General features: G+C 32.2%; 23 protein-coding genes. 20 read left to right on the top strand and 3 right to left on the bottom strand.

Annotated features, from left to right (window positions below; all coding sequences use genetic code 11):
• The first annotated feature begins 103 nt into the window (after window positions 1-103).
• From CD116_RS11545 to CD116_RS11500, 10 genes are all read left to right on the top strand, one after another.
• The gene (locus CD116_RS11545; protein WP_047548406.1) at window positions 104-517 is read left to right on the top strand and encodes a hypothetical protein; all 414 of its coding nucleotides are present in this window, start codon (window positions 104-106) and stop codon (window positions 515-517) included.
• Between the two features lie 49 nt (window positions 518-566).
• Window positions 567-1,187, top strand: a complete 621-nt coding sequence (locus CD116_RS13740; RefSeq protein ID WP_047548410.1) for a hypothetical protein — start codon at window positions 567-569, stop codon at window positions 1,185-1,187.
• Between the two features lie 216 nt (window positions 1,188-1,403).
• Entirely contained in the window at window positions 1,404-2,180 is a 777-nt protein-coding gene (locus CD116_RS11535; RefSeq protein ID WP_047424330.1) for a (S)-acetoin forming diacetyl reductase, read from the top strand.
• Window positions 2,181-2,506: 326 nt separating this feature from the next.
• A complete protein-coding gene (locus tag CD116_RS11530; RefSeq protein ID WP_078101647.1) occupies window positions 2,507-3,487 on the top strand; it encodes an NAD-dependent epimerase/dehydratase family protein in 981 nt (326 codons plus the stop codon).
• Window positions 3,450-4,142, top strand: a complete 693-nt coding sequence (locus tag CD116_RS11525; RefSeq protein ID WP_047424326.1) for a sugar transferase — start codon at window positions 3,450-3,452, stop codon at window positions 4,140-4,142. The genes CD116_RS11530 and CD116_RS11525 overlap by 38 nt, the downstream gene beginning before the upstream one ends.
• A gap of 208 nt (window positions 4,143-4,350) precedes the next feature.
• Window positions 4,351-5,514: a glycosyltransferase family 4 protein gene (locus CD116_RS11520; protein WP_047548416.1), complete on the top strand. Its 1,164-nt coding sequence runs from the start codon at window positions 4,351-4,353 to the stop codon at window positions 5,512-5,514.
• The gene (locus CD116_RS11515; protein ID WP_047548419.1) at window positions 5,498-6,736 is read left to right on the top strand and encodes an O-antigen ligase family protein; all 1,239 of its coding nucleotides are present in this window, start codon (window positions 5,498-5,500) and stop codon (window positions 6,734-6,736) included. Before CD116_RS11520 ends, CD116_RS11515 begins: the two co-directional genes overlap by 17 nt.
• Window positions 6,726-8,156: an oligosaccharide flippase family protein gene (locus CD116_RS11510; protein ID WP_047548422.1), complete on the top strand. Its 1,431-nt coding sequence runs from the start codon at window positions 6,726-6,728 to the stop codon at window positions 8,154-8,156. The genes CD116_RS11515 and CD116_RS11510 overlap by 11 nt, the downstream gene beginning before the upstream one ends.
• Window positions 8,157-8,423: 267 nt before the next feature.
• The gene (locus tag CD116_RS11505; RefSeq protein WP_047548425.1) at window positions 8,424-9,023 is read left to right on the top strand and encodes a superoxide dismutase; all 600 of its coding nucleotides are present in this window, start codon (window positions 8,424-8,426) and stop codon (window positions 9,021-9,023) included.
• Window positions 9,024-9,320: 297 nt separating this feature from the next.
• Window positions 9,321-10,022: an LPXTG cell wall anchor domain-containing protein gene (locus CD116_RS11500; RefSeq protein ID WP_047548428.1), complete on the top strand. Its 702-nt coding sequence runs from the start codon at window positions 9,321-9,323 to the stop codon at window positions 10,020-10,022.
• 106 nt (window positions 10,023-10,128) lie between these two features.
• Here the strand turns inward: CD116_RS11500 and CD116_RS11495 are convergent, their stop codons facing one another.
• A complete protein-coding gene (locus tag CD116_RS11495; protein WP_078101648.1) occupies window positions 10,129-10,884 on the bottom strand; it encodes a GntR family transcriptional regulator in 756 nt (251 codons plus the stop codon).
• A gap of 235 nt (window positions 10,885-11,119) precedes the next feature.
• On the opposite strand from CD116_RS11495, the gene deoD reads away from it, so the two are divergent.
• The 5 genes from deoD to CD116_RS11465 all read left to right on the top strand — a co-directional run bounded on the left by deoD (window position 11,120) and on the right by CD116_RS11465 (window position 15,873).
• Window positions 11,120-11,827, top strand: coding sequence for a purine-nucleoside phosphorylase (gene deoD, locus CD116_RS11485; protein ID WP_047424311.1), 708 nt, complete (start codon window positions 11,120-11,122; stop codon window positions 11,825-11,827).
• A gap of 6 nt (window positions 11,828-11,833) precedes the next feature.
• On the top strand, window positions 11,834-13,186 hold the full coding sequence (gene tet(38) / locus CD116_RS11480) for a tetracycline efflux MFS transporter Tet(38) (protein WP_047548434.1): 1,353 nt from the start codon (window positions 11,834-11,836) through the stop codon (window positions 13,184-13,186).
• An 80-nt stretch (window positions 13,187-13,266) separates the two neighbouring features.
• Window positions 13,267-13,929: a deoxyribose-phosphate aldolase gene (gene deoC, locus CD116_RS11475; protein ID WP_103325266.1), complete on the top strand. Its 663-nt coding sequence runs from the start codon at window positions 13,267-13,269 to the stop codon at window positions 13,927-13,929.
• Between the two features lie 278 nt (window positions 13,930-14,207).
• Entirely contained in the window at window positions 14,208-15,509 is a 1,302-nt protein-coding gene (locus tag CD116_RS11470) for a pyrimidine-nucleoside phosphorylase (RefSeq protein WP_047551010.1), read from the top strand.
• A gap of 13 nt (window positions 15,510-15,522) precedes the next feature.
• Window positions 15,523-15,873, top strand: coding sequence for a DoxX family protein (locus CD116_RS11465; protein WP_047427985.1), 351 nt, complete (start codon window positions 15,523-15,525; stop codon window positions 15,871-15,873).
• 124 nt (window positions 15,874-15,997) lie between these two features.
• On the opposite strand, the gene CD116_RS11460 is transcribed toward CD116_RS11465, so the two are convergent.
• The gene (locus tag CD116_RS11460; RefSeq protein ID WP_000164419.1) at window positions 15,998-16,468 is read right to left on the bottom strand and encodes an S-ribosylhomocysteine lyase; all 471 of its coding nucleotides are present in this window, start codon (window positions 16,466-16,468) and stop codon (window positions 15,998-16,000) included.
• 308 nt (window positions 16,469-16,776) lie between these two features.
• Here CD116_RS11460 and CD116_RS11455 point away from each other — a divergent pair, with 308 nt between their 5' ends.
• From CD116_RS11455 to CD116_RS11445, 3 genes are all read left to right on the top strand, one after another.
• Window positions 16,777-17,961 (top strand): M20 family metallopeptidase, encoded by a 1,185-nt coding sequence (locus CD116_RS11455; protein ID WP_047551006.1) that lies wholly within the window; start codon window positions 16,777-16,779, stop codon window positions 17,959-17,961.
• Window positions 17,961-19,157 carry an L-aspartate--L-methionine ligase LdmS gene (ldmS, locus tag CD116_RS11450; protein WP_047551003.1) on the top strand — a complete coding sequence of 399 codons (1,197 nt, stop codon included), beginning with the start codon at window positions 17,961-17,963 and terminating at the stop codon, window positions 19,155-19,157. The genes CD116_RS11455 and ldmS overlap by 1 nt, the downstream gene beginning before the upstream one ends.
• Window positions 19,158-19,506: 349 nt before the next feature.
• A complete protein-coding gene (locus CD116_RS11445; RefSeq protein WP_047532330.1) occupies window positions 19,507-20,178 on the top strand; it encodes a DUF2750 domain-containing protein in 672 nt (223 codons plus the stop codon).
• 213 nt (window positions 20,179-20,391) lie between these two features.
• On the opposite strand, the gene coaW is transcribed toward CD116_RS11445, so the two are convergent.
• On the bottom strand, window positions 20,392-21,195 hold the full coding sequence (coaW, locus tag CD116_RS11440) for a type II pantothenate kinase (RefSeq protein ID WP_047532331.1): 804 nt from the start codon (window positions 21,193-21,195) through the stop codon (window positions 20,392-20,394).
• Between the two features lie 430 nt (window positions 21,196-21,625).
• On the opposite strand from coaW, the gene CD116_RS11435 reads away from it, so the two are divergent.
• Window positions 21,626-22,486 carry a GNAT family N-acetyltransferase gene (locus tag CD116_RS11435; RefSeq protein WP_047551000.1) on the top strand — a complete coding sequence of 287 codons (861 nt, stop codon included), beginning with the start codon at window positions 21,626-21,628 and terminating at the stop codon, window positions 22,484-22,486.
• Window positions 22,487-22,597: 111 nt separating this feature from the next.
• Entirely contained in the window at window positions 22,598-23,128 is a 531-nt protein-coding gene (gene rpoE, locus CD116_RS11430) for a DNA-directed RNA polymerase subunit delta (protein ID WP_000701483.1), read from the top strand.
• The last annotated feature ends 203 nt before the right edge of the window (window positions 23,129-23,331 follow it).

The following is a 23,331-nucleotide window of genomic DNA, read 5'->3' as shown; positions in this document are numbered from 1 at the left end:
ATTGAAAGTACAGAGAATCGAATTGAATCAAAAGATAACATAACTAAAAAATAAAGCGAATATTTAAGGCGGAGTATAAATTTTAAATAAATGGGGAATGAGTATGAGCTCAATTATAGGAAGAATAGCAGTTTGGTTAGGCATCGTAGCTCAAATATATTTTAGTGTTGTCTTTGTCAGGATGATATCTATCAATATCGCTGGAGAATCTGATTACGAAACAATTTTCTTATTAGGTTTAATATTGACGCTTTTCACTGTCTTACCAACTGTCTTGACTGCGGTTTATATGGAAAGTTACTCGGTAATTGGAGGCACACTTTTTATTGTTTATGCAATCATTGCACTGTGTTTCCATAATTACCTTTCGTCAATCTTATGGTTGTTTGGTGGTATTGTACTGATTTGGACTGAATATTCAAAAGATGAATCGACAGACGAAGGTGAAAATAAAACTGTTAATATTGAAAGTACAGAGAATCGAATTGAATCAAAAGATAACATAACTAAAAAATAATGCGAATATTTAAGGTTGAGTATAAATTTTAAATAAATGGGGAATAGAGATGGAAAAAAACATAGAAAAATCATTCATACAGATAGGTTTATATTTTCAAATAGCATATACAGTATTTATAGCTATATCTTTGTCTGGTTTAATAATGTGTGCTGTAGTGATTTTCAGGTATATATATTTATTATCGAATGGAAAAGCTGACTATTTAGTGTGGATATTAGTTATATCTATACTGCTTACAATATTTATAATTATACTTTCAATCATACCTATTATCGTATTATCATTTATTTTGACTAAAGAAAGCACTTCAAAAGGCGTCATATTAATTGTATTGGCTATTATTGCTGCGTTATTATGCAACTTTGTGTCTGCAATACTCTGGTTTGCTTCAGCTATATCTCTTTTAGGTAGAAAAAAATCAGTATTTGCAACAGATACTATCACTATTCAAAACAATAAAGAAACGTCAAATCAAGCATCACATAAAGATACGTGTAAAACGGAACTAGATAGTCAAGTCGAACCTCCAGAGTTTAAAAATATCGCGACTAAAAATGTGGAAGGCTCCAACCAAGAAACACTTACAGATGAAGTTGAATCTGAAAATGATAGTGATTATGCAGGACCCCCAATTGAGTCAAAAAATCATTCATCTAAAAAAGATTAACGACATTATAATCGTGTCTTTCTCCAGAAATTAATACTCTGAAAATAAGATTATTTAAAATAAAGTTTTAAGCGCATTGCCAATCACTAATGGTAGTGCGCTTAATTTTTTCTTAAAAGTTTGAATATTTCGTTAAAAAGGGTGTCATTATTGTACTAATTAAATTAAGAGGAGTAAAATGTAATTAAAGAGAAAGTAATTTGAGGAGTGATTTTTATGACAAATAGCAAAGTAGCATTAGTAACTGGCGGAGCACAAGGGATTGGTTTTAAAATCGCTGAACGTTTAGTGGAGGATGGTTTTAAAGTAGCAGTAGTTGATTTCAATGAAGAAGGCGCAAAAGAAGCGGCACTTAAATTATCAAGTGATGGCTCCAAAGCTATTGCTATCAAAGCAGATGTATCAAATCGTGATGATGTATTTAATGCGGTAAGACAAACTGCAGCACAATTTGGTGACTTTCATGTCATGGTTAACAACGCTGGTCTCGGACCAACTACACCAATTGATACTATTACTGAAGAACAATTTAAAACAGTTTATGGTGTTAATGTTGCAGGTGTGTTATGGGGTATTCAAGCAGCACATGAACAATTTAAAAAATTTAATCACGGTGGTAAAATTATCAATGCAACATCTCAAGCAGGTGTAGAAGGAAATCCAGGTTTATCATTATACTGTAGTACAAAATTTGCAGTACGTGGTTTAACTCAAGTAGCCGCACAAGATTTAGCTTCTGAAGGCATTACTGTAAATGCTTTTGCACCAGGTATTGTACAAACACCAATGATGGAAAGTATTGCAGTGGCAACTGCTGAAGAAGCAGGTAAACCTGAAGAATGGGGCTGGGAACAATTTACTAATCAAATTGCTTTAGGAAGAGTTTCTCAACCTGAAGATGTATCTAATGTAGTCAGCTTTTTAGCAGGTAAAGATTCTGATTATATTACTGGACAAACAATTATTGTTGATGGTGGTATGAGATTTCGTTAATAATGATTTACTAACGATAAATAAATCCTTATTGTTAAGTTTAAAACTTGGCAGTAAGGATTTTTTTGATGCAATTAGAGTGAATTGTATTGGATGAAGTAATATGCTTTTAAAGATTTGGAGCATTATTATCGATAAAATCATCGCATCATATGTCTCTTTCAATATAACAATCGTTCGCATACTAAAGAGAAAGACACTTCTAGCTAATCTATACACATAAAAATTCATAAAAATATCTCATTTAATTTTTATAAATAAAAAATAGCGATAAAAAGCTTACAATACTTTATGTTTTTGTGATATATTTTTAATGTATAAAAGAGGTGGAAGATGTGGAAAAAGTTTTAATAACTGGTGGGGCTGGTTTTATAGGTTCTCATTTAGTAGATTTTTTACAACAAGACTATGATGTTTATGTTCTAGATAATTATAGAACGGGCAAACGAGAAAATATAAAAAACTTGGCCGAAGATCATGTCTTTGAACTTGATATTTGTGATTATAATGCAGTAAAGCAAATCATGAAAACATATCAATTTGGATATGTTATTCATTTAGCAGCTTTAGTAAGTGTTGCTGAGTCTGTTGAAAAGCCTATTTTATCTCAAGAAATTAATGTCGTTGCAACATTAAGATTATTAGAAACCATTAAAACATATAATCGCGATATTAAACGCTTTATCTTTGCATCATCAGCGGCTGTTTATGGCAATCTTCCTGATTTACCTAAGAGTGATCAATCATTAATTTTACCGTTGTCGCCTTATGCAATTGATAAATATTATGGAGAGCGAACAACATTAAATTACTGTTCACTATATAACATTCCAACATCAGTTGTTAAATTTTTTAATGTATTTGGACCCAGACAAGATCCTAACTCACAATATTCAGGTGTGATTTCAAAAATGTTCGATTCATTTGAGCATAATAAACCTTTTACGTTCTTTGGGGATGGCTTACAAACAAGAGATTTTGTATATGTATATGATGTTGTTCAATCAGTACGTTTAATTATGGAGCATAAAGATGCAATTGGACGTGGATACAATATTGGGACAGGGACATTCACAAATTTATTAGAAGTATATCGAATCATTGGTGAATTATATGGTAAATCTGGCGAGCATGATTTTAAACAAGCAAGAAAAGGAGATATTAAGCATTCTTATGCAGATATTACTAATTTAAAAACGTTAGGGTTTGTTCCTAAATACACAGTAGAAACTGGTTTGAAGGATTACTTTAATTTTGAGGTAGATAATATTGAAGAAGTTACGAAAAAAGAAGTGGAAATGTCATAAAGATATTAATGAAGATGTACATATTAATAAAGAATATGACTATCAAAGAAAATTAGATGCACTTGAAGAAGTGCATAAAGCCTATTTCCCAATCAAACGTACAATCGATTTAGTATTAAGTATTATTTTATTATGCTTAACGTTTCCAATTATGGTTATTTTTGCAGTCGCGATTGTTTTAGACTCTCCTGGAACCCCTATTTATAGTCAGGTGAGAGTTGGAAAAATGGGTAAATTAATAAAAATTTATAAATTGCGTTCAATGTGCAAAAATGCAGAGAAAAATGGTGCGCAGTGGGCTGATAAAGATGATGATCGTATAACAAATGTAGGCAAGTTCATCCGTAAAACACGAATTGATGAATTACCACAATTAATCAATGTAGTTAAAGGAGAAATGAGTTTTATAGGTCCCCGTCCAGAACGTCCGGAATTTGTAGAATTATTTAGTTCAGAGGTTAAAGGTTTTGAGCAAAGATGTCTTGTTACCCCTGGATTAACAGGACTTGCACAAATTCAAGGTGGATATGACTTAACGCCAGAACAAAAATTGATGTATGACATGAAATATATACATAAATGTAGCATGATGATGGAATTATACATATCAGTTAGAACACTTATGGTTGTTATAACAGGGGAGGGCTCAAGGTAGGCTTAATTTCGTAAAAAATTGAATTCATAATTCATTTTCAAAATTATAATCAGTAGTCATGATAAAAAGGAGTAAACCTTTGAGAATCATTTGTAGAATTAAGCAATATGTATACTAGTGCGAGTGACATTTTAAATGATGATAGATTATTAGCAGAGAGATCCTCACTAAGAAAATGAAAGTACAGCGTTAAAGGGGTTTGTAACAGTTGAAAATTATATATTGTATTACTAAAGCAGATAATGGTGGTGCACAAACACACCTCATTCAACTCGCTAATCATTTTTGTTTACATCATGACGTTTATGTCATTGTAGGTGACCGTGGGCCGATGATTGAACAGCTAGATGCAAGAGCAAAGGTAGTTGTTATTGAACATTTAGTAGGGCCTATTGATATTAAGCAAGACATATTAGCGATTAAAGCATTAGCACAATTTTTCTCGAAGGTTCAACCGGATGTCATTCATTTACATTCCTCAAAAGCTGGTACAGTAGGGCGCATTGCACGTCTTATTTCTAAGTCGAGAGGTGCACGTGTCATTTTTACAGCGCATGGTTGGGCGTTTACAGAGGGCGTTAAGCCAGTTAAAAAATTTATATATTTAATGATTGAAAAATTAATGTCACGTATTACAGATAGTATTATTTGTGTTTCAAAATTTGATGAAGAGTTAGCTATGAAATATCGATTTAACCAATTGAAATTAACTACGATACATAATGGCATTGCCGATGTTTCAGTTGTGAAGCAGACACTAACAAACGAAACACAAGAAAGTATGGTTAATGTAGGTGGAGCACCAGTAAATCAATATGATGTTCATGTTGAGCGGTCATTACAGCATCAATTTGTGATGATTGCACGGTTTGCTTATCCAAAATTGCAACAGAATTTAATTGCAGCCATTGCGATTTTGAAATCACAATACAGAAAACATGCACATTTTACATTTATTGGAGATGGATTGACATTAAATGATTGTAAGCAGCAAGTGACGCAAGCTGGTTTAGATAATGATGTCACATTTTTAGGAAATGTTATTAACGCGAGTAACTTATTATCACAATATGACACGTTTATTTTAATAAGCAAGCACGAAGGATTGCCAATCAGCATTATCGAAGCTATGGCTACAGGGTTACCAGTTATTGCAAGTCGAGTGGGCGGTATTACTGAATTAGTAACGAATAATGGCGTATGTGTCAAAAATAATCGCCCCGAGACGATTGCCAAAGTATTGGCGGAATATTTAACAGCTGATGATTATGACGCATTGAGTAACCAATCGAGAAAACGTTATTTAGAATGTTTTACTGAGGAGAAAATGATTAAAGAAGTGGAAGACGTTTATAATGGAAAATCAACATAATAGTAAATATCTCACATTGTTACTTATCGGTTTATCGATTTTCATTCAGCAATCTTCGGTTATTGCTGGCGTGAATGTATCTATAGCTGACTTTATTACATTACTTATATTAGTTTATTTGCTTTTTTTCGCTAACCATTTATTAAAAGCAAATCATTTTTTACAGTTTTTTATTGTTTTGTATACATATCGTATGATAATGACGCTAATTTTACTATTTTTTGATGATTTGATTTTTATTACGGTGAAAGAAGTACTAGCTTCTACAGTTAAATATGCATTTGTAGTCATTTACTTCTATTTAGGTATGATTATTTTTAAATTAGGTAACAGTAAAAAAGTAATCGTTACATCTTATATTATTAGTAGTGTTACAATCGGGATATTTTGCATAATTGCTGGTTTAAATAAGTCGCCTTTACTCATGAAATTACTTTATTTTGATGATATTCGCTCGAAAGGGTTAATGAATGACCCTAACTATTTTGCGATGACACAAATTATCACATTAGTGCTCGCATACAAATATATTCATAATTACATATTTAAGTTTATTGCTTGTATCATTTTACTTTGGTCTTTAACAACTACAGGTTCTAAGACTGCGTTTATCATACTAATTGTCCTCGCGGTTTATTTCTTTATTAAAAAGTTATTTAGTAGAAATGCAGTAAGTGTTGTTAGTATGTTGGTCATAATGTTGATATTGCTTTGTTTCACATTTTATAACATTAACTATTATTTATTCCAATTGAGTGATCTTGATGCGTTGCCGTCATTAGATCGAATGGCGTCTATTTTTGAAGAAGGGTTTGCATCACTAAATGATAGTGGGTCTGAAAGAAGTGTTGTATGGATTAATGCCATTTCAGTAATCAAATACACTTTAGGATTCGGTGTTGGCTTAGTTGATTATGTACATATTGGATCACAAATTAATGGTATTTTGCTCGTTGCACATAATACATATTTACAAATTTTTGCTGAATGGGGCATTTTATTTGGAGCTTTATTTATCATCTATTTACTGTACTTACTATTTGAATTATTTAGATTTAACATTTCTGGTAAAAATGTAACAGCAATTGTTGTAATGTTGACCATGCTGATTTACTTTTTAACGGTATCTTTTAACAATTCGAGGTATGTAGCTTTTATTTTAGGAATTATCGTCTTTATTGTTCAATATGAAAAAATGGAAAGGGATCGTAATGAAGAGTGATTCACTAAAAGAAAATATTATTTATCAGGGACTTTATCAACTAATTAGAACACTAACACCTTTGATCACTATACCAATTATTTCACGTGCGTTTGGACCTACTGGAGTGGGTATAGCATCTTTCTCTTTCAATATCGTGCAATACTTTTTAATGATTGCAAGTGTTGGTGTACAGTTATATTTTAATAGAATTATCGCGCAATCTGTGGGTAACAAACAACAGTTATCTCAACAATTTTGGGACATATTTATTAGTAAACTACTCTTATCTGTGACTGTATTGGTCAGTTACATTGCAACCATTACTTTATTGATAGATGATTACTACATAATTTTCCTACTACAGGGGATTTATATTATAGGTGCCGCGCTTGATATTTCATGGTTTTATGCAGGTACTGAAAAATTTAAAATCCCTAGTTTAAGTAATATTGTTGCTTCTGGAATTGTGTTAGGTGTTGTAGTTATTTTTGTTAAGGACCAATCAGATTTATCATTGTACGTATTTACAATTTCTATCGTAACAGTGATAAACCAAATACCTTTATTTATCTACTTGAAACGATATATCATATTTGTGTCGATTAATTGGAGACAAGTTTGGCACATATTTTGTTCATCACTAGCATACTTGCTACCGAATGGACAGCTCAATTTATATACAAGTATTTCGTGTGTTGTGCTAGGGCTATTAGGTACGTACCAACAAGTAGGTATCTTTTCTAACGCATTTAATATTTTAACGGTCGCAATAATTTTGATTAATACATTCGATCTTGTGATGATTCCCAGAATTACGAAAATGTCGACGCATCCATCACATAGTTTGACTAAAACTTTAGCAGATAATATGAACATTCAATTGATATTAACGGTACCTATGGTCTTTGGTTTAATTGCAATTATGCCATCATTTTATTTATGGTTCTTTGGTGAGGAATTCGCATCAACTGTTCCATTGATGACCATTTTAGCGATACTTGTATTAATCATTCCATTAAATATGTTAATAAGTAGGCAATATTTATTGATAGTGAATAAAATACGTTTATATAATGCGTCAATTACTATTGGTGCGGTCGTTAATATAGTATTATGTTTGATTCTAATATATTTATTTGGTATTTACGGCGTTGCAATTGCACGTTTAGTTACAGAATTTATATTACTCATTTGGCGATTTATTGATATTACTAAAATCAATGTGAAGTTGAATATTGTAAGTGCACTTCAATGTACGATCGCAGCAGTAATTATGTTTATTGTGCTTGGTGTGGTCAATCATTATTTGCCCCCTACAATGTACGCTACGCTACTATTAATTACGATTGGTATAGTAGTTTATCTTTTATTAATGATGACTATGAAAAATCAATACGTATGGCAAATATTGAGTCATCTTCGACATAAAACAATTTAAGTATCGGTAACGCTATACTTTAGAAAATTAAGATTAAAAAGAAAAGGCAATTTCTTATTGAAAAAGGGAAATTGCCTTTTTTAATTCTTTTTGGAAGCGGGAAACAAAAGCTGTTAAATGCTTTTTTGCATTCAATGTTGAATATTATATTAATTTCGAATATTTAAATTTTATATAATTGGATATAACAAATAAATAATAATTATTGCAAAATGCCCCCGAAATTAATTATTATAAAGGTATATTCATAAAAGGAGGAATATACTTATGGCATTTAAATTACCAAATTTACCATATGCATATGATGCATTGGAACCATATATAGATCAAAGAACAATGGAGTTTCATCACGATAAACATCACAATACGTACGTCACAAAATTAAACGCAACAGTTGAAGGAACAGATTTAGAACATCAATCACTAGCGGATATGATTGCTAATTTAGACAAAGTTCCGGAAGCGATGAGGATGTCAGTCCGTAATAATGGCGGTGGTCATTTTAACCATTCATTATTCTGGGAAATACTTTCACCTAATTCTGAAGAAAAAGGTGGCGTAATAGATGACATCAAAGCGCAGTGGGGCACTTTAGATGAATTTAAAAATGAATTTGCAAATAAGGCAACAACATTATTTGGATCAGGTTGGACTTGGTTAGTTGTTAATGATGGAAAATTAGAAATTGTGACAACGCCAAATCAAGATAATCCATTAACAGAAGGCAAAACACCAATCTTACTATTTGATGTTTGGGAGCATGCCTACTATTTGAAATATCAAAATAAACGTCCAGACTATATGACTGCATTTTGGAATATTGTTAACTGGAAAAAAGTTGATGAATTATACCAAGCAGCAAAATAATAAATATAATTATTGAACTAAGGTGGAGCATCTTTAAGGTGTTCCATCTTTTTTTATTACTCACAACAAATGCTAATCATTCATATTTAATTGGAACAATATCTCTCTTGTATTGAAAAACAGTATTAACTGGATAACATATTTATAATGTATAAATTGATAGAATGAGTAGTTTTTGTGAATTTAAAGTAAAATTTTTATAAAAAATGTAATTATTCAAAAAACTAGTTGCTTTTCTTTTGTAATCATAAGATAATATATTTGTAATCAAATTGTAATATAAGGGGTAAGAGGAAAATGAAAAAATTAGCAACTATAGGATCTATCATTGCAACAAGTACTTTATTATTAACAAACGTACCTTATCAAGAAGCACATGCCGCTAGCACAGTTTCAAATGTTACAAACCAACAAAATCAAGCTACTCAAAAAGATCGACCATATGGCGGAGTTATACCACAAGGAATGACACAAGCACAATATGTTGAACTAGAGAAAGCCGTACCTAAATTGAGTGCAAGTAGTAACATGCAAGACTATAATATGAAATTATTCGATGCCACTCAAAACATTGCAGATAAATATAATGTAACAATTACAACAAATTTAGGTGCCTTTAAACCACATGCTGTTAGAGATATGAATGGTCATGCTTTACCTGTAACGAAAAATGGTAATTTTTATCAAACAAACGTAGATGCAAATGGCGTTAATCATGGCGGGAGTGAAATGGTTCAAAATAAAACAGGACATATGAATGAACAATCAATGATGAATCAAAAACAAATGGGTCAACATCAAATGAATAATCACCAAGGACATATGCAACAACAAGTTAATGTGCAGTCATCAAATCATCAAATGAAACAAAATGATAAGAAAGTATTACCAGCGACAGGTGAAAGTGTAACAACTAGTATAGTTACTGTGAGTGTTGCTGTACTGCTTTTGGTATCTGGTTTATTCTTAACATTTAGACATCGCTCAGCAAACAAATAACATAAGAGCATAACAAAGTAGAAAAATCATGTGATTATCTGAATAGTTATTGTCAATAAAACAATAGCATTACAGTCATCACATGATTTCTTTTTGTCTAAAATATTTAATAATCTGATTGTCTGATTCTTGTTAGCGTTAATTCAGAAATATCTTGAGGGATGTACCATTTATTAATCATAATTGGATATGGCGTTTGTGCATACAATCTTTCAATAATGAGCCAACAATGCATATCTCCATCAAACACGTGATTCTGATTTTTAAAGTGTGGTGCTTTGGTAATAGACATTTTTAAATCAGATTGATAGGCATTATTGTATATTGTTTGCTCTACAAATGTTTTCATATCTTCTTCATTCTGAGTATTTACTTTAAATGTATCGATTACGTTGAGTGGTATAAAGGTAAAGCAAAATGCGTCAGCTTGCTTAGAATGATTGTCCTTTTTTTGATAATAGCGTTCCATTGCAATGACGGCAGAAGGATGGTTTGCAAACAAATGATTTGTATATTCACTTTCTAAATCAACACGATAATTAATTGATGACATAGATACGCGATCTAGCAATATTTGATCAAGTGGATGCTTAAATTGATCCATACTTGAAGCGTGTTGGGCATTCGTTTGTGGTATAACGAAGTGTCCCTTCCCTCTAGTACTTTCTACAATACCGTCTTCAGTCAGCAATTTAATAGCTTGGCGCAATGTCATTCGACTTACTTCAAAACGTGCACATAGTTCCTTTTCAGTAGGCAGTGCATGACCACTAGGATACTTTCCGATTTGAATTTCTTTATATAACGTATTATAAATCGTTAAAAATTTTGGTTGTGTTTGTGTCACGTAGCCAACCTCCATAAAGTTACTTTATCACTCTCATCATACAATAATTTTTACTGAAATTGGCAAAATAATAAAAATTAAACACCGAGGTTCCTTAATAATTGAATTTGTAAAGTGCTAGTAGTTATTGCTGTAAAATGTTCTAAATATTGTCAAAATGTAATTCTTGAAAGCGCTTTTAAAAAATATTATTATATATATGGTTAGACAAATAGACAAATTACTATACAAATATTGGGAGGAATATTTTATGAAATCAACACCACATATCAAACCGATGAATGACGTCGAAATTGCAGAAACGGTTCTATTGCCAGGAGACCCGTTACGAGCAAAATTCATTGCAGAAACATATTTGGACAATGTGGAGCAGTTCAATACCGTGAGAAATATGTTTGGTTATACTGGAACATATAAAGGTAAAAGAGTTTCTGTTATGGGTTCTGGAATGGGAATGCCATCCATTGGAATATACTCTTATGAGCTAATTCATACATTTGGTTGTAAGAAATTAATCCGTGTTGGTTCTTGCGGCGCAATGCAAGAAAATATTGATTTATACGATGTAATTATTGCGCAAGGTGCTTCTACCGACTCAAATTACGTTCAACAATATCAGTTGCCAGGACATTTTGCACCGATTGCTTCTTATCATTTATTAGAAAAAGCAGTTGAGAAAGCACGTGATAAAGGTGTGCGCCATCATGTAGGTAATGTGTTATCAAGTGATATTTTCTATAACGCGGATACAACAGCAAGTGAGCGCTGGATGCGTATGGGTATTTTAGGTGTAGAAATGGAATCAGCTGCATTATATATGAATGCGATTTATGCTGGAGTCGAAGCATTAGGTGTGTTTACAGTGAGCGATCATTTAATTCATGCTACGTCAACAACACCTGAAGAAAGGGAACGTGCATTCACTGATATGATTGAAATTGCACTGTCATTGGTGTAGATAATTATGAATGTTGAATATTCTAAAATAAAAAAAGCCGTACCTATATTATTATTCTTATTTGTATTCAGTTTGGTTATAGACAACTCATTCAAATTGATTTCGGTAGCCATTGCTGATGATTTAAATGTCTCTGTAACAACAGTAAGTTGGCAAGCAACTTTAGCAGGTTTAGTTATTGGAATTGGTGCCGTTGTATACGCCTCTTTATCAGATGCAATTAGTATACGTACATTATTTATTTACGGTGTGATTTTAATCATTATTGGTTCAATAATTGGTTATATTTTCCAACATCAATTCCCATTACTTTTAGTTGGACGTATTATACAAACAGCAGGTTTAGCAGCTGCTGAGACACTATATGTAATATATGTAGCAAAATATCTTTCTAAAGAGGATCAGAAGACCTACCTAGGCTTAAGTACGAGTAGTTATTCCTTGTCATTAGTTATCGGAACATTATCAGGTGGATTTATTTCTACGTATTTACACTGGACAAATATGTTTTTAATTGCATTAATCGTAGTATTTACGTTGCCATTCCTATTTAAATTATTACCAAAAGAAAATAATACGAATAAAGCCCATTTAGATTTTGTTGGCTTAATTCTAGTGGCAACTATCGCTACAACAGTCATGCTGTTTATTACGAACTTTAATTGGTTATATATGATTGGTGCCTTAATTGCGATTATCGCTTTTGCGCTATATATTAAAAATGCTCAACGTCCATTAGTAAACAAATCATTTTTCCAAAATAAACGTTATGCTTCATTTTTATTTATAGTATTTGTAATGTATGCCATCCAATTGGGTTATATTTTTACGTTCCCATTCATAATGGAACAAATTTATCATCTACAACTAGACACAACATCACTGTTATTAGTACCGGGTTATATTGTAGCAGTCATCGTTGGTGCACTAAGTGGTAAAATCGGCGAATATCTTAATTCAAAACAAGCGATTATCACAGCAATTATTTTAATCGCACTGAGCTTGATTTTACCTGCATTTGCAGTAGGTAATCACATTTCAATCTTCGTCATTTCTATGATATTTTTTGCAGGTAGCTTTGCTTTAATGTATGCCCCGTTACTTAACGAGGCCATTAAATCAATAGACATTAACATGACAGGTGTGGCTATTGGTTTTTACAATTTAATTATTAACGTAGCGGTATCAGTAGGTATTGCGATTGCAGCCGCTCTAATCGATTTTAAAGCATTGAATTTCCCAGGTAATGATGCATTAAGTTCACATTTCGGTATCATCTTAATCATCTGGGGCTTGATGAGCATTGTCGGATTAGTTTTATTCGTCATATTAAACCGTTGGACACAATCTGAAAAATAAATAGATATAAATTCGCGAGATATATTCGTATTTATAGTAAAATTAAATAAAGAGATTATATAACACGAGGAGTAGTTAGTATGAAATTTGAGAAATATATAGATCACACTTTATTGAAGCCTGAGTCAACCCGTACGCAAATCGATAAAATCATCGATGAAGCGAAAGCATACAATTTTAAATCTGTATGTGTGAATCCAACGCATGTTAAATATGCAGCAGAACGTCTAGCTGATTCAGATGTGTTAGTTTGTACAGTGATTGGCTTCCCATTGGGGGCATCGACAACTGAAACGAAAGCATTTGAAACAGAAGATGCGATTCAAAATGGTGCAGATGAAATTGATATGGTCATCAATATTGGCGCCTTAAAAGATGAGCGATATGATGATGTACAACAAGACATTGAAGCGGTAGTTAAAGCGGCAAAAGGTCACACAGTAAAAGTAATTATTGAGACGGTATTGTTGAACCACGATGAGATTGTGAAAGCGAGTGAGTTAACCAAAGCAGCTGGTGCTGACTTCGTTAAAACTTCAACAGGTTTTGCAGGTGGTGGTGCGACTGCAGAAGACGTTAAATTAATGAAAGATACAGTCGGTGCTGATGTAGAAGTAAAAGCATCAGGTGGCGTACGTAATTTAGAAGATTTCAGTAAAATGATTGAAGCAGGTGCGACACGTATTGGTGCGAGCGCAGGCGTTCAAATTATGCAAGGTTTAGAGGCAGATTCAGATTACTAAATTAAAAAATAAAATGATGAGTATGGGACATTGTGTTCATAATTTAAGCGAGTCGAAATGATCTTTAAATCATCAAACATTTCTGTGATTCGAATAAACATTAAATAGTAATAGAAATCGTAACGAATCAATCTGTTTTAGAAAATTTATTTTACATTTGAAACAAGATATAGAATTTGACATCGATAGCTTACAAAAAAATTCAAGTGTATATATTCAAAATGAGTAATAGAAATATAAATGCTCTGTCCTAAGCTCTAATAAAAAGGATGATAAAAATGAGAATGATAGATATTATTGAGAAAAAACGTGATGGTCATGCATTAACTACTGAAGAAATTAACTTCTTCATTGATGGATACGTAGAAGGTGATATTCCGGATTATCAAGCATCAAGTCTAGCAATGGCGATTTATTTTCAAGATATGAATGATGATGAGAGAGCTGCATTAACTATGGCGATGGTTAATTCGGGGGATATGATTGATTTAAGTAATATAAAAGGAATAAAGGTAGATAAACATTCAACAGGTGGTGTAGGAGATACAACGACATTAGTATTAGCACCATTAGTAGCAGCAGTTAATGTTCTGGTTGCTAAAATGAGTGGACGAGGATTAGGACATACAGGCGGAACCATTGATAAATTAGAGGCAATTGACGGTTTCCATGTTGAAATTGATGAGACAACATTCGTTAAATTAGTGAATGATAATAAAGTAGCTGTTGTTGGTCAATCAGGCAACTTAACTCCGGCAGATAAAAAAATGTATGCTTTAAGAGATGTTACAGGTACGGTTAACTCCATTCCATTAATTGCTTCTTCAATAATGAGTAAAAAAATTGCTGCGGGTGCTGATGCAATCGTATTAGATGTAAAAACAGGTAACGGTGCTTTTATGAAAACTTTAGAAGATGCTGAAGCATTAGCGCATGCAATGGTAAGAATTGGTAATAATGTTGGAAGAAATACAATGGCGATTATTTCCGACATGAATCAACCACTTGGTCGAGCAATAGGCAATGCGCTTGAACTAAAAGAGGCGATAGATACATTAAAAGGTCATGGACCGGAAGACTTAACAGAACTTGTGTTAACATTAGGTTCTCAAATGGTTGTACTAGCTAACAAGGCTGACACACTAGAAGAAGCAAGAGGACTATTAATCGAAGCAATAGAAACAGGTGCTGCATTAGACAAATTCAAAATTTTTGTTAAAAATCAAGGTGGCGACGAAACAGTTATTGACCATCCAGAGCGTTTGCCACAAGCTCAATATCAAATCGAATATAAAGCTAAAAAATCAGGTTATGTTACGGAGTTAGTATCAAATGACATTGGTGTAGCTTCAATGATGCTAGGCGCAGGACGTCTTACTAAAGAAGATGATATTGATTTAGCAGTAGGCATTGTTTTAAATAAAAAAATTGGGGATAAAGTAGAAGAAGGCGAATCATTATTAACGATTCACAGTAATCGCCAAGATGTAGACGATGTTGTTAAAAAATTAGATTCAAGCATAACAATTGCTGATCATGTTGTATCGCCTACGTTAATTCACAAAATCATAACGGAGTAGGAGAGGAAAGCGATTGAACATATTGAGATATTTATTAGGTATAGGTTTTAGTGCAATTGGTGTTTTACATTTTACGAGAGAACAACAATTTAGAAATATCATACCCAAATGTTTACCGCTACGAAAAACAGCAGTTATTATTACAGGTGTTTTTGAAATATTATTTGGGCTGTCACTTTTAATAAAAAGGCCTTCACAACGTTTGAAAAATGTGATTAATCTATTTTTATTAGCAGTATTCCCAGCAAATATTTATATGGCTGTTAAAAAGTTACCACTAGGTGATAAGCAATTGCCGACATGGCAATTATATTTAAGGTTACCTTTGCAATTTGTGTTAATGGGAATCATTAAAAAATTATAACTCACGATTTAGATTAAAATGATGTGAAGTAGAAAAAATAAAGCAGTTAGACAATGGTGGAATTATCAACATTGTTTAACTGCTTTTTTAATTAGAACAAGTAAATATTTTGAAAAAATGTTATTTACTTTCCAGTACCGAATACATCATGCCATTCATCGCGTTTATCTAAAAATGCTTGGGCAATCGTTTTAGCACCTTCTAAAGAATGACTTGCAGCCCAACCACATTGCACTTCGTTACATGCAGGAACTTCAGTAGCATTTAATACATCATTTAATGTTGCTTCAATAATATTTAAAACATCATCGTAATTGTCATGGTTGATAAACGACACATAGAAACCAGTTTGACAACCCATAGGACTTAAATCTACAACTTTATCGCTATGGTTTCTAATGTTCTCAGCCATTAAATGTTCTAATGAATGTAATCCAGGCATGTCCATATGTTCTTTATTGGGTTGTTTGAAGCGAATATCATATTTATGAATCACATCTCCGTTCAAGCCTTCCATTGTTCCCGCTAATCTAATAAAAGGTGCAACCACTTTAGTATGATCTAAATTGAAACTTTCTACATTCATTTTTGTCATCTTATATCCTCCTATTAACTTCTCAACACTATAAATCGCGTGTGATTTATTGCATTATGAAACGTAAACTTGTTGTATGTTTTGTTATTTAACAATACTTTGATTGTAACAATAGCGCTAATGTTTTACAATTTGAAACTTTCGGTAATATATGAGCTATCATTTCAGTTGTTAGAAAATTTAGTAAATAAAGAAAAATTAGATGACATTATGAGATAAAACCGATAGAATAAGTAATAATTCATTTTGAAAGAACAAAATATTGTGGATGATTAAAATGGTTGTAGGGTAAAAGGGAGATAATAAAAATGAGTGAAAAACAACAAATTCTCGATTATATTGAAACAAATAAATATAGCTATATCGAAATCAGTCATAGAATTCATGAGCGTCCTGAACTTGGAAATGAAGAAATATTTGCATCTCGAATTTTAATAGACAAATTGAAGGAAAATGACTTTAGTATTGAGACTGAAATTGCGGGGCATGCGACAGGATTTATTGCTACACATGATTCAGGTGTTGATGGTCCAGCTATTGGATTTTTAGCAGAATATGATGCTTTACCAGGATTAGGGCATGCTTGTGGACATAACATTATTGGAACCGCGAGTATACTCAGTGCCATAGGTCTAAAGCAAGTGATTGATCAAATAGGTGGTAAAGTTGTTGTGCTTGGATGCCCAGCAGAAGAAGGTGGCGAAAACGGGAGTGCCAAAGCTTCTTATGTTAAAGCAGGTGTTATTGATCAGATAGACATTGCTTTGATGATTCATCCTGGAAATGAAACATATAAAACAATCGATACTTTAGCAGTTGATGTTTTAGATGTTAAGTTTTATGGGAAAAGTGCACATGCATCTGAAAATGCAGATGAAGCATTAAACGCATTAGATGCTATGATTAGCTATTTTAACGGTGTAGCACAACTCCGACAACATATTAAAAAAGGTCAACGAGTACATGGTGTTATTTTAGATGGAGGGAAAGCAGCAAATATTATTCCAGATTATACACATGCACGTTTTTACACTCGAGCGATGACACGAAAGGAATTGGATGTGTTGACTGAAAAAGTAAATCAAATTGCTAGAGGTGCGGCAATTCAAACTGGTTGTGACTTTGAGTTTGGCCCAATTCAAAATGGCGTAAATGAGTTTGTTAAAGCACCGAAATTAGATGATTTATTTGCAAAATATGCCGAGGAGGTTGGTGAAGCAGTTATTGATGATGATTTTGGTTATGGCTCTACGGATACAGGGAACGTAAGTCATGTTGTGCCAACAATACATCCTCATATTAAAATAGGATCACGTAATTTAGTAGGACATACGCATAGATTTAGAGAAGCAGCTGCGAGTGTACATGGTGATGAAGCATTAATTAAAGGTGCTAAAATTATGGCATTAATGGGATTAGAGTTAATAACCAATCAAGAATTATATCAAGACATAGTTGAAGAACATGTGCATTTGAAAGGGAATGGGAAGTAATGGCAAATTATGGTAATAAGCCGAACTTAGCGTTAAGTGATTTATATGACAAAGATGTTGTCTATACGTCAAGACCTTCGTATATATCGAATCCATGGTTGAAACCGGACGAACATCAATCTAATTTTTTAACTGGTAGGGAGTTATTAATAGCAAATCAATTACCTGTTATTGTTCACGAAGCTAGTGCGACAGACAAATTGCATCAGCTATTTCAAGTTATTGGTAAGGATGTACCGAACTCAATTTATACATTTAACAATCAGCAATCTTACGAAAACTTGATCAAACAATTGGCACATAAGGAAAATAAAAAGATTTATTTTCAATATATTCATGATGAAACAATCTTGAATCAGCAATATTATGCATTAGATAAAACGTTATTTGTTGCTTTAAATAATAAAGCAAGAATACCTGAATGGACAAATGGGAAGTTTTTACCAAAAAGAAAAGTTGTAAAAATTGAGCAATTCGAAAGCGAGATTAAGAATTGGGAATTCCCGTTTGTAATTAAGCCGGGAGATGATCTTCCGACAGCAGGTGGCTATGGCGTTATGATTTGTTATCATGATGCAGATTTACAAAAAGCGATAACGCGTATTAAAGAGGCAACTGCTGAAACGAATTCGCTTATTATCGAACAGAAGATTGAAGAAAAAGCGAATTATTGCGTTCAGTTTGCATACTCGGAATCGCTAGGCATTCAATATCTTGGTGCGGCAACGCAATTAACGGATAAGTACGGATTTTATAACGGAAATGAAAATACTACTAATGTACCAGAGCACGTTATAGAAGCAGGTAGACAAATTATGGAAATCGGTGTGAATCAAGGATTCTTTGGTGTGGCTGGTTTTGACTTGCTCGTCGATGAGGATGATAACGTTTATGCGATTGATTTAAACTTTAGACAAAATGGTTCAACTAGCATGTTATTACTTGCTAATGAGTTGAATTCAGGATATCAAAAGTTTTATAGTTATCATTCAAAAGGTGATAACACACATTTCTTCAATACTATTTTGAAATATGTAGACGAGGGAAGTTTATATCCACTGTCATACTATGATGGAGATTGGTACGGTGAAAATAAAGTTAAGTCAAGGTTTGGTTGTATTTGGCATGGAAATTCTAAAGAAGTAGTTTTAGAGAAAGAGCGTGCATTTTTAGAGGAACTTGATAATAAATACTAGCTCTTGTAGTGAACCTAGACAATTAAAAGATTATTAAACTGAAAATTTTTCTAATTATGCCTATGATGTTAAATGTTCTATTTTGGGTATATAAAAATGTTGAGGTAGGGATGGTTTCTATTAAAGATTGATAGAAATCATCCTCTTTTTTAGTGAAAATAGTGGAAGTAGTAAGTATACTTTAATATAAATATAAGATGTCCTAGTAGATTTTGCTTTAATTTATAAGGCTTAATTTTTAACTGGGAAACATGACATTAAATTGAACTAGTGATATGTCTCATTGACTATCATGTTGGAGTCATTTACTATTTTAAGTATTACATATTTTGAAAAGTGAGGGTCAAGGATGTCTTATAAAACATATTCGTTCTTTAGAGATATATTAATAAATGAATATATTTATTTTGCCTCTAAAAATAAAAAATTAGTACGTCTTAATTATAAAAGCAAAGACTACATAGGCGTATGGACAGATGAAAATATGGCCGAATCATTTTTAACAAGTCGAGATATTCCGTTTGATAAAGTAGTTAAAATGGATGTTGATAGATTTGCGACTTATGAATTAGATGATTTATTCGATGAACAAGATTATATAGTTATGAATCAAACGATTGAAGAAGAGGGTCATTTATTAAATGTGGTAAGTGTGACACAAGAAATTATGACAGAATTAGACAAAATTAGAATCAAAGAATTTGTCCAAGATGTAGCGAAATATGATGAAGTATACGGCTTAACTAAAAAAGGAAGTAAGCAGTTTATTCTCATTAGTGAAAATGATAATGATGAAAAAAGACCTCATATTATGCCAGTGTGGAGTATAAAAAGTAGGGCATTAAAGGTACGAGATGAAGATTTTGAAGAATGTGATCTTATTACCATAGAGGGGTCTGTCTTTAGCGAATGGCTTGATGAACTTAGAGATGATCAAAAGGCTGTCGCTATAGATTTGAAAACAGGTGTAGTTGGTACCATTGTATCAGCACAAAAATTATCAAATGAATTAACGTTTTAATAGAATGACAAGAAGTGTATTTGATCTTTGATTTGATAGAATTGGTAAATAAACTATTAATTAGAATGAAACTATCTATGTTTATAGGAGTTAAGTAATATAACATTGCTTAGCTTCTTTTTGTATTTAGTTTGTAATATATTTCAAATAAATAAAAGATCATTGATATCGTGTAATTTGAAACTGACACTAATATGAATGATCTTTTTATGATTATAACGCTAAATATAATGCGCCTATTGCACCTGAAAATGCGCCGTTTTCAACATAGTATGGTTTACAACCACGTAAAACAGTATAGTCCTCAACAACTTTGCGCAATAATGCATTGTTATTGAATGAAGAGCCAATGTAAACAATATTTTCAGTTTTAAATTCACGTGCAACTGTGATTGCCATTGTTGTAACAACTTCCCCTACAACACCTATAACAGCTGCTAACTTATTACTTGCTGTAAAGTCAGCATCTAAATGATGCAGTACATGTCCAAAATTAGCTGCTGTTAAGTCACCTGGAATTGGAGGTTCAGTATCTTTATAAATATGTCTAACTTTTAAATCGATGGTGTTACGATCACCATGTTGTGCCAAGTCAGTTAGCTGTTTATAGTCAGTGATTTGACTTAGTAGATAACCAAGTCCTTGAATCATGCCACCTCCCGCACCGATACCACCAACTCGACGTTGCGAATGCCCATCGAAGTAATGTAGTGATGTACCAGTACCGACATTTGCAAAAATATAGTCAGTTATATCATGACCTTGCTCCTTTAACAAGATACCCAAACCTTTAGAAGCAGCGTCAAACTCAACAAATATTTGCGCAGGTATATTGATGTTTTCAGCGATGACGCCCGCATTACCTCCAGTTAAAGCTAATTTTTCAATTTGTTGTTGATTTAGCCATTCAATAACTTGATTAATATTTTTAGTTAATTCAGTTTTATAAATGCGTTGGTTATCTTGCTCTTGAACGATTTTTATAAGTGTACCGCCAGCATCAATGCCAACTTTCATAGGATTCCCACCTCGTCATTAATATATATCCTTAAATAATAGTATAGTAAAATTACTAAAAAACAAGTGAAAATAGCTATTATTTACAAAATTGATATCTTGATATTTAAATGTTGTAAGCGTATAGCAATGAAATGACTAATATATATGTAACATGTCATAATTTTATGCTTTTTAAAGTGGTAAGAAATTAATTTGAAATATTTGTTATATAAAGGGGTAGGGGTATTGCTTCATATAAACATGATTAATAAGCATGTTTGAAAATATGTGATAGTTAATGAAGTAAGTCTAATTAATTTTTGAAATTAAAAAGTGTATCGATTAGTAAAATGAAAGGTGTAGGGTAAATAATGGTATCGAGTTGAAATAATCGGTAAAATAGTATGGGGATTCACGTTTCGTATATAAAGAGATAGGGGTTAAATATATGACTAAAGAACTTTATTTTGAAGGTATTACATTAAAACTATTTGAAGAACAATATCGTTCAGATATTAATGAATTTGAGTTAAATGAAAGACAACAAATATACTCATCTTTACCTAAAGATGTTGTTGATGATGCAATCGAGGATACCGATAGAATTGCTAATGTAGCGATTAATGATCAAAATGACGTCGTTGGATTTTTCGTATTACATCGATATTATCAACATGAAGGTTATGATACACCTGAAAATGTCGTATATATTCGTTCATTATCTATAAATGAAAAATATCAGGGCTATGGCTACGGTACCAAGATAATGATGTCATTGCCACAATACGTTCAAGGAGTATTTCCAGATTTTAATCATTTATATTTGGTTGTAGATGCTGAAAATGATAATGCTTGGAATTTGTATGAGCGTGCGGGGTTTATGCATACAGCGACTAAAGAGGAAGGACCAATTGGTAAAGAACGATTATACTATTTAGATTTAGATTCGAAGCACGTTTCTTCTTTGAAACTTGAAGAGGAAAGTCGTTCTGAAGTGACTAATGTACATATCATCAATTTAATGATTGATGGTCAAAAAGTTGGTTTCATTGCTTTAGAGCAAATTGGGCAACGTATGAATATTGCAGCAATTGAAGTGGATAAGTCTTATCGGTTTAATGGTATTGGTTCCAGCGCGCTCAGACAATTGCCTACTTACTTAAGAAAAAACTACGATAATCTTAATGTTGTATCGATGATTTTGTTTGGACAAAATAACGATTTTAAACCACTGTGTATTAATAGTAATTTTGTTGAAATAGAACAAACTGAAGATTATGTGGTTTTTGAAAAGTATTTAAATTACTAACAGTGATTGCGAAATATGATATTGTCATTTATAATTTAGTTTTGTTACTATATATAAATGAATTCAGACGTATAAATTTAGATTATATCCTTCGAAAGGAAGTATTGGGCAATGAAAATTCAAGATTATACTAAACAAATGGTTGATGAAAAATCATTTATCGATATGGCTTATACATTATTGAATGATAAAGGCGAAACTATGAACTTATATGATATCATCGATGAGTTTAGAGCGTTAGGTGATTATGAGTACGAAGAAATTGAAAATCGTGTTGTACAATTTTACACGGATTTAAACACAGATGGTCGTTTTTTAAATGTTGGAGAAAATTTATGGGGATTACGTGATTGGTATTCAGTAGATGATATTGAAGAGAAAATCGCACCAACTATTCAAAAATTCGATATTTTGGATGCAGATGATGAAGAAGATCAAAACTTAAAATTATTGGGCGAAGATGAAATGGATGATGACGATGATATTCCAGCTCAAACAGATGATCAAGAAGAACTAAATGATCCTGAAGATGAGCAGGTTGAAGAAGAAATAAATCATTCGGATATAGTCATTGAAGAAGATGAAGATGAACTAGATGAAGACGAAGAAGTATTTGAAGACGAAGAAGACTTCAACGATTAATTTTTTGTTTGACTTTTAGTTGAAAGATGATAAAATTTTATTCGGGCTCCTTTAAATAGGACACGTGTATAAAATTTATACGCTCCCCTTACAGAATTTGTGAGAGGGAGCGTTTTTTTATTTAATTGAGTAAATCAAGAAATGATAACGCAAAAATCAAAGTTGTAAATGATATACATAGCGACATAACATGAAAAGTTAGT

It is taken from the genome of Staphylococcus schweitzeri, from assembly GCF_002902405.1.
GTDB classification, from domain to species: domain Bacteria; phylum Bacillota; class Bacilli; order Staphylococcales; family Staphylococcaceae; genus Staphylococcus; species Staphylococcus schweitzeri.
Note: the sequence above shows the minus strand (reverse complement) of the source record. Positions and strands in the feature narration are given on the sequence as shown.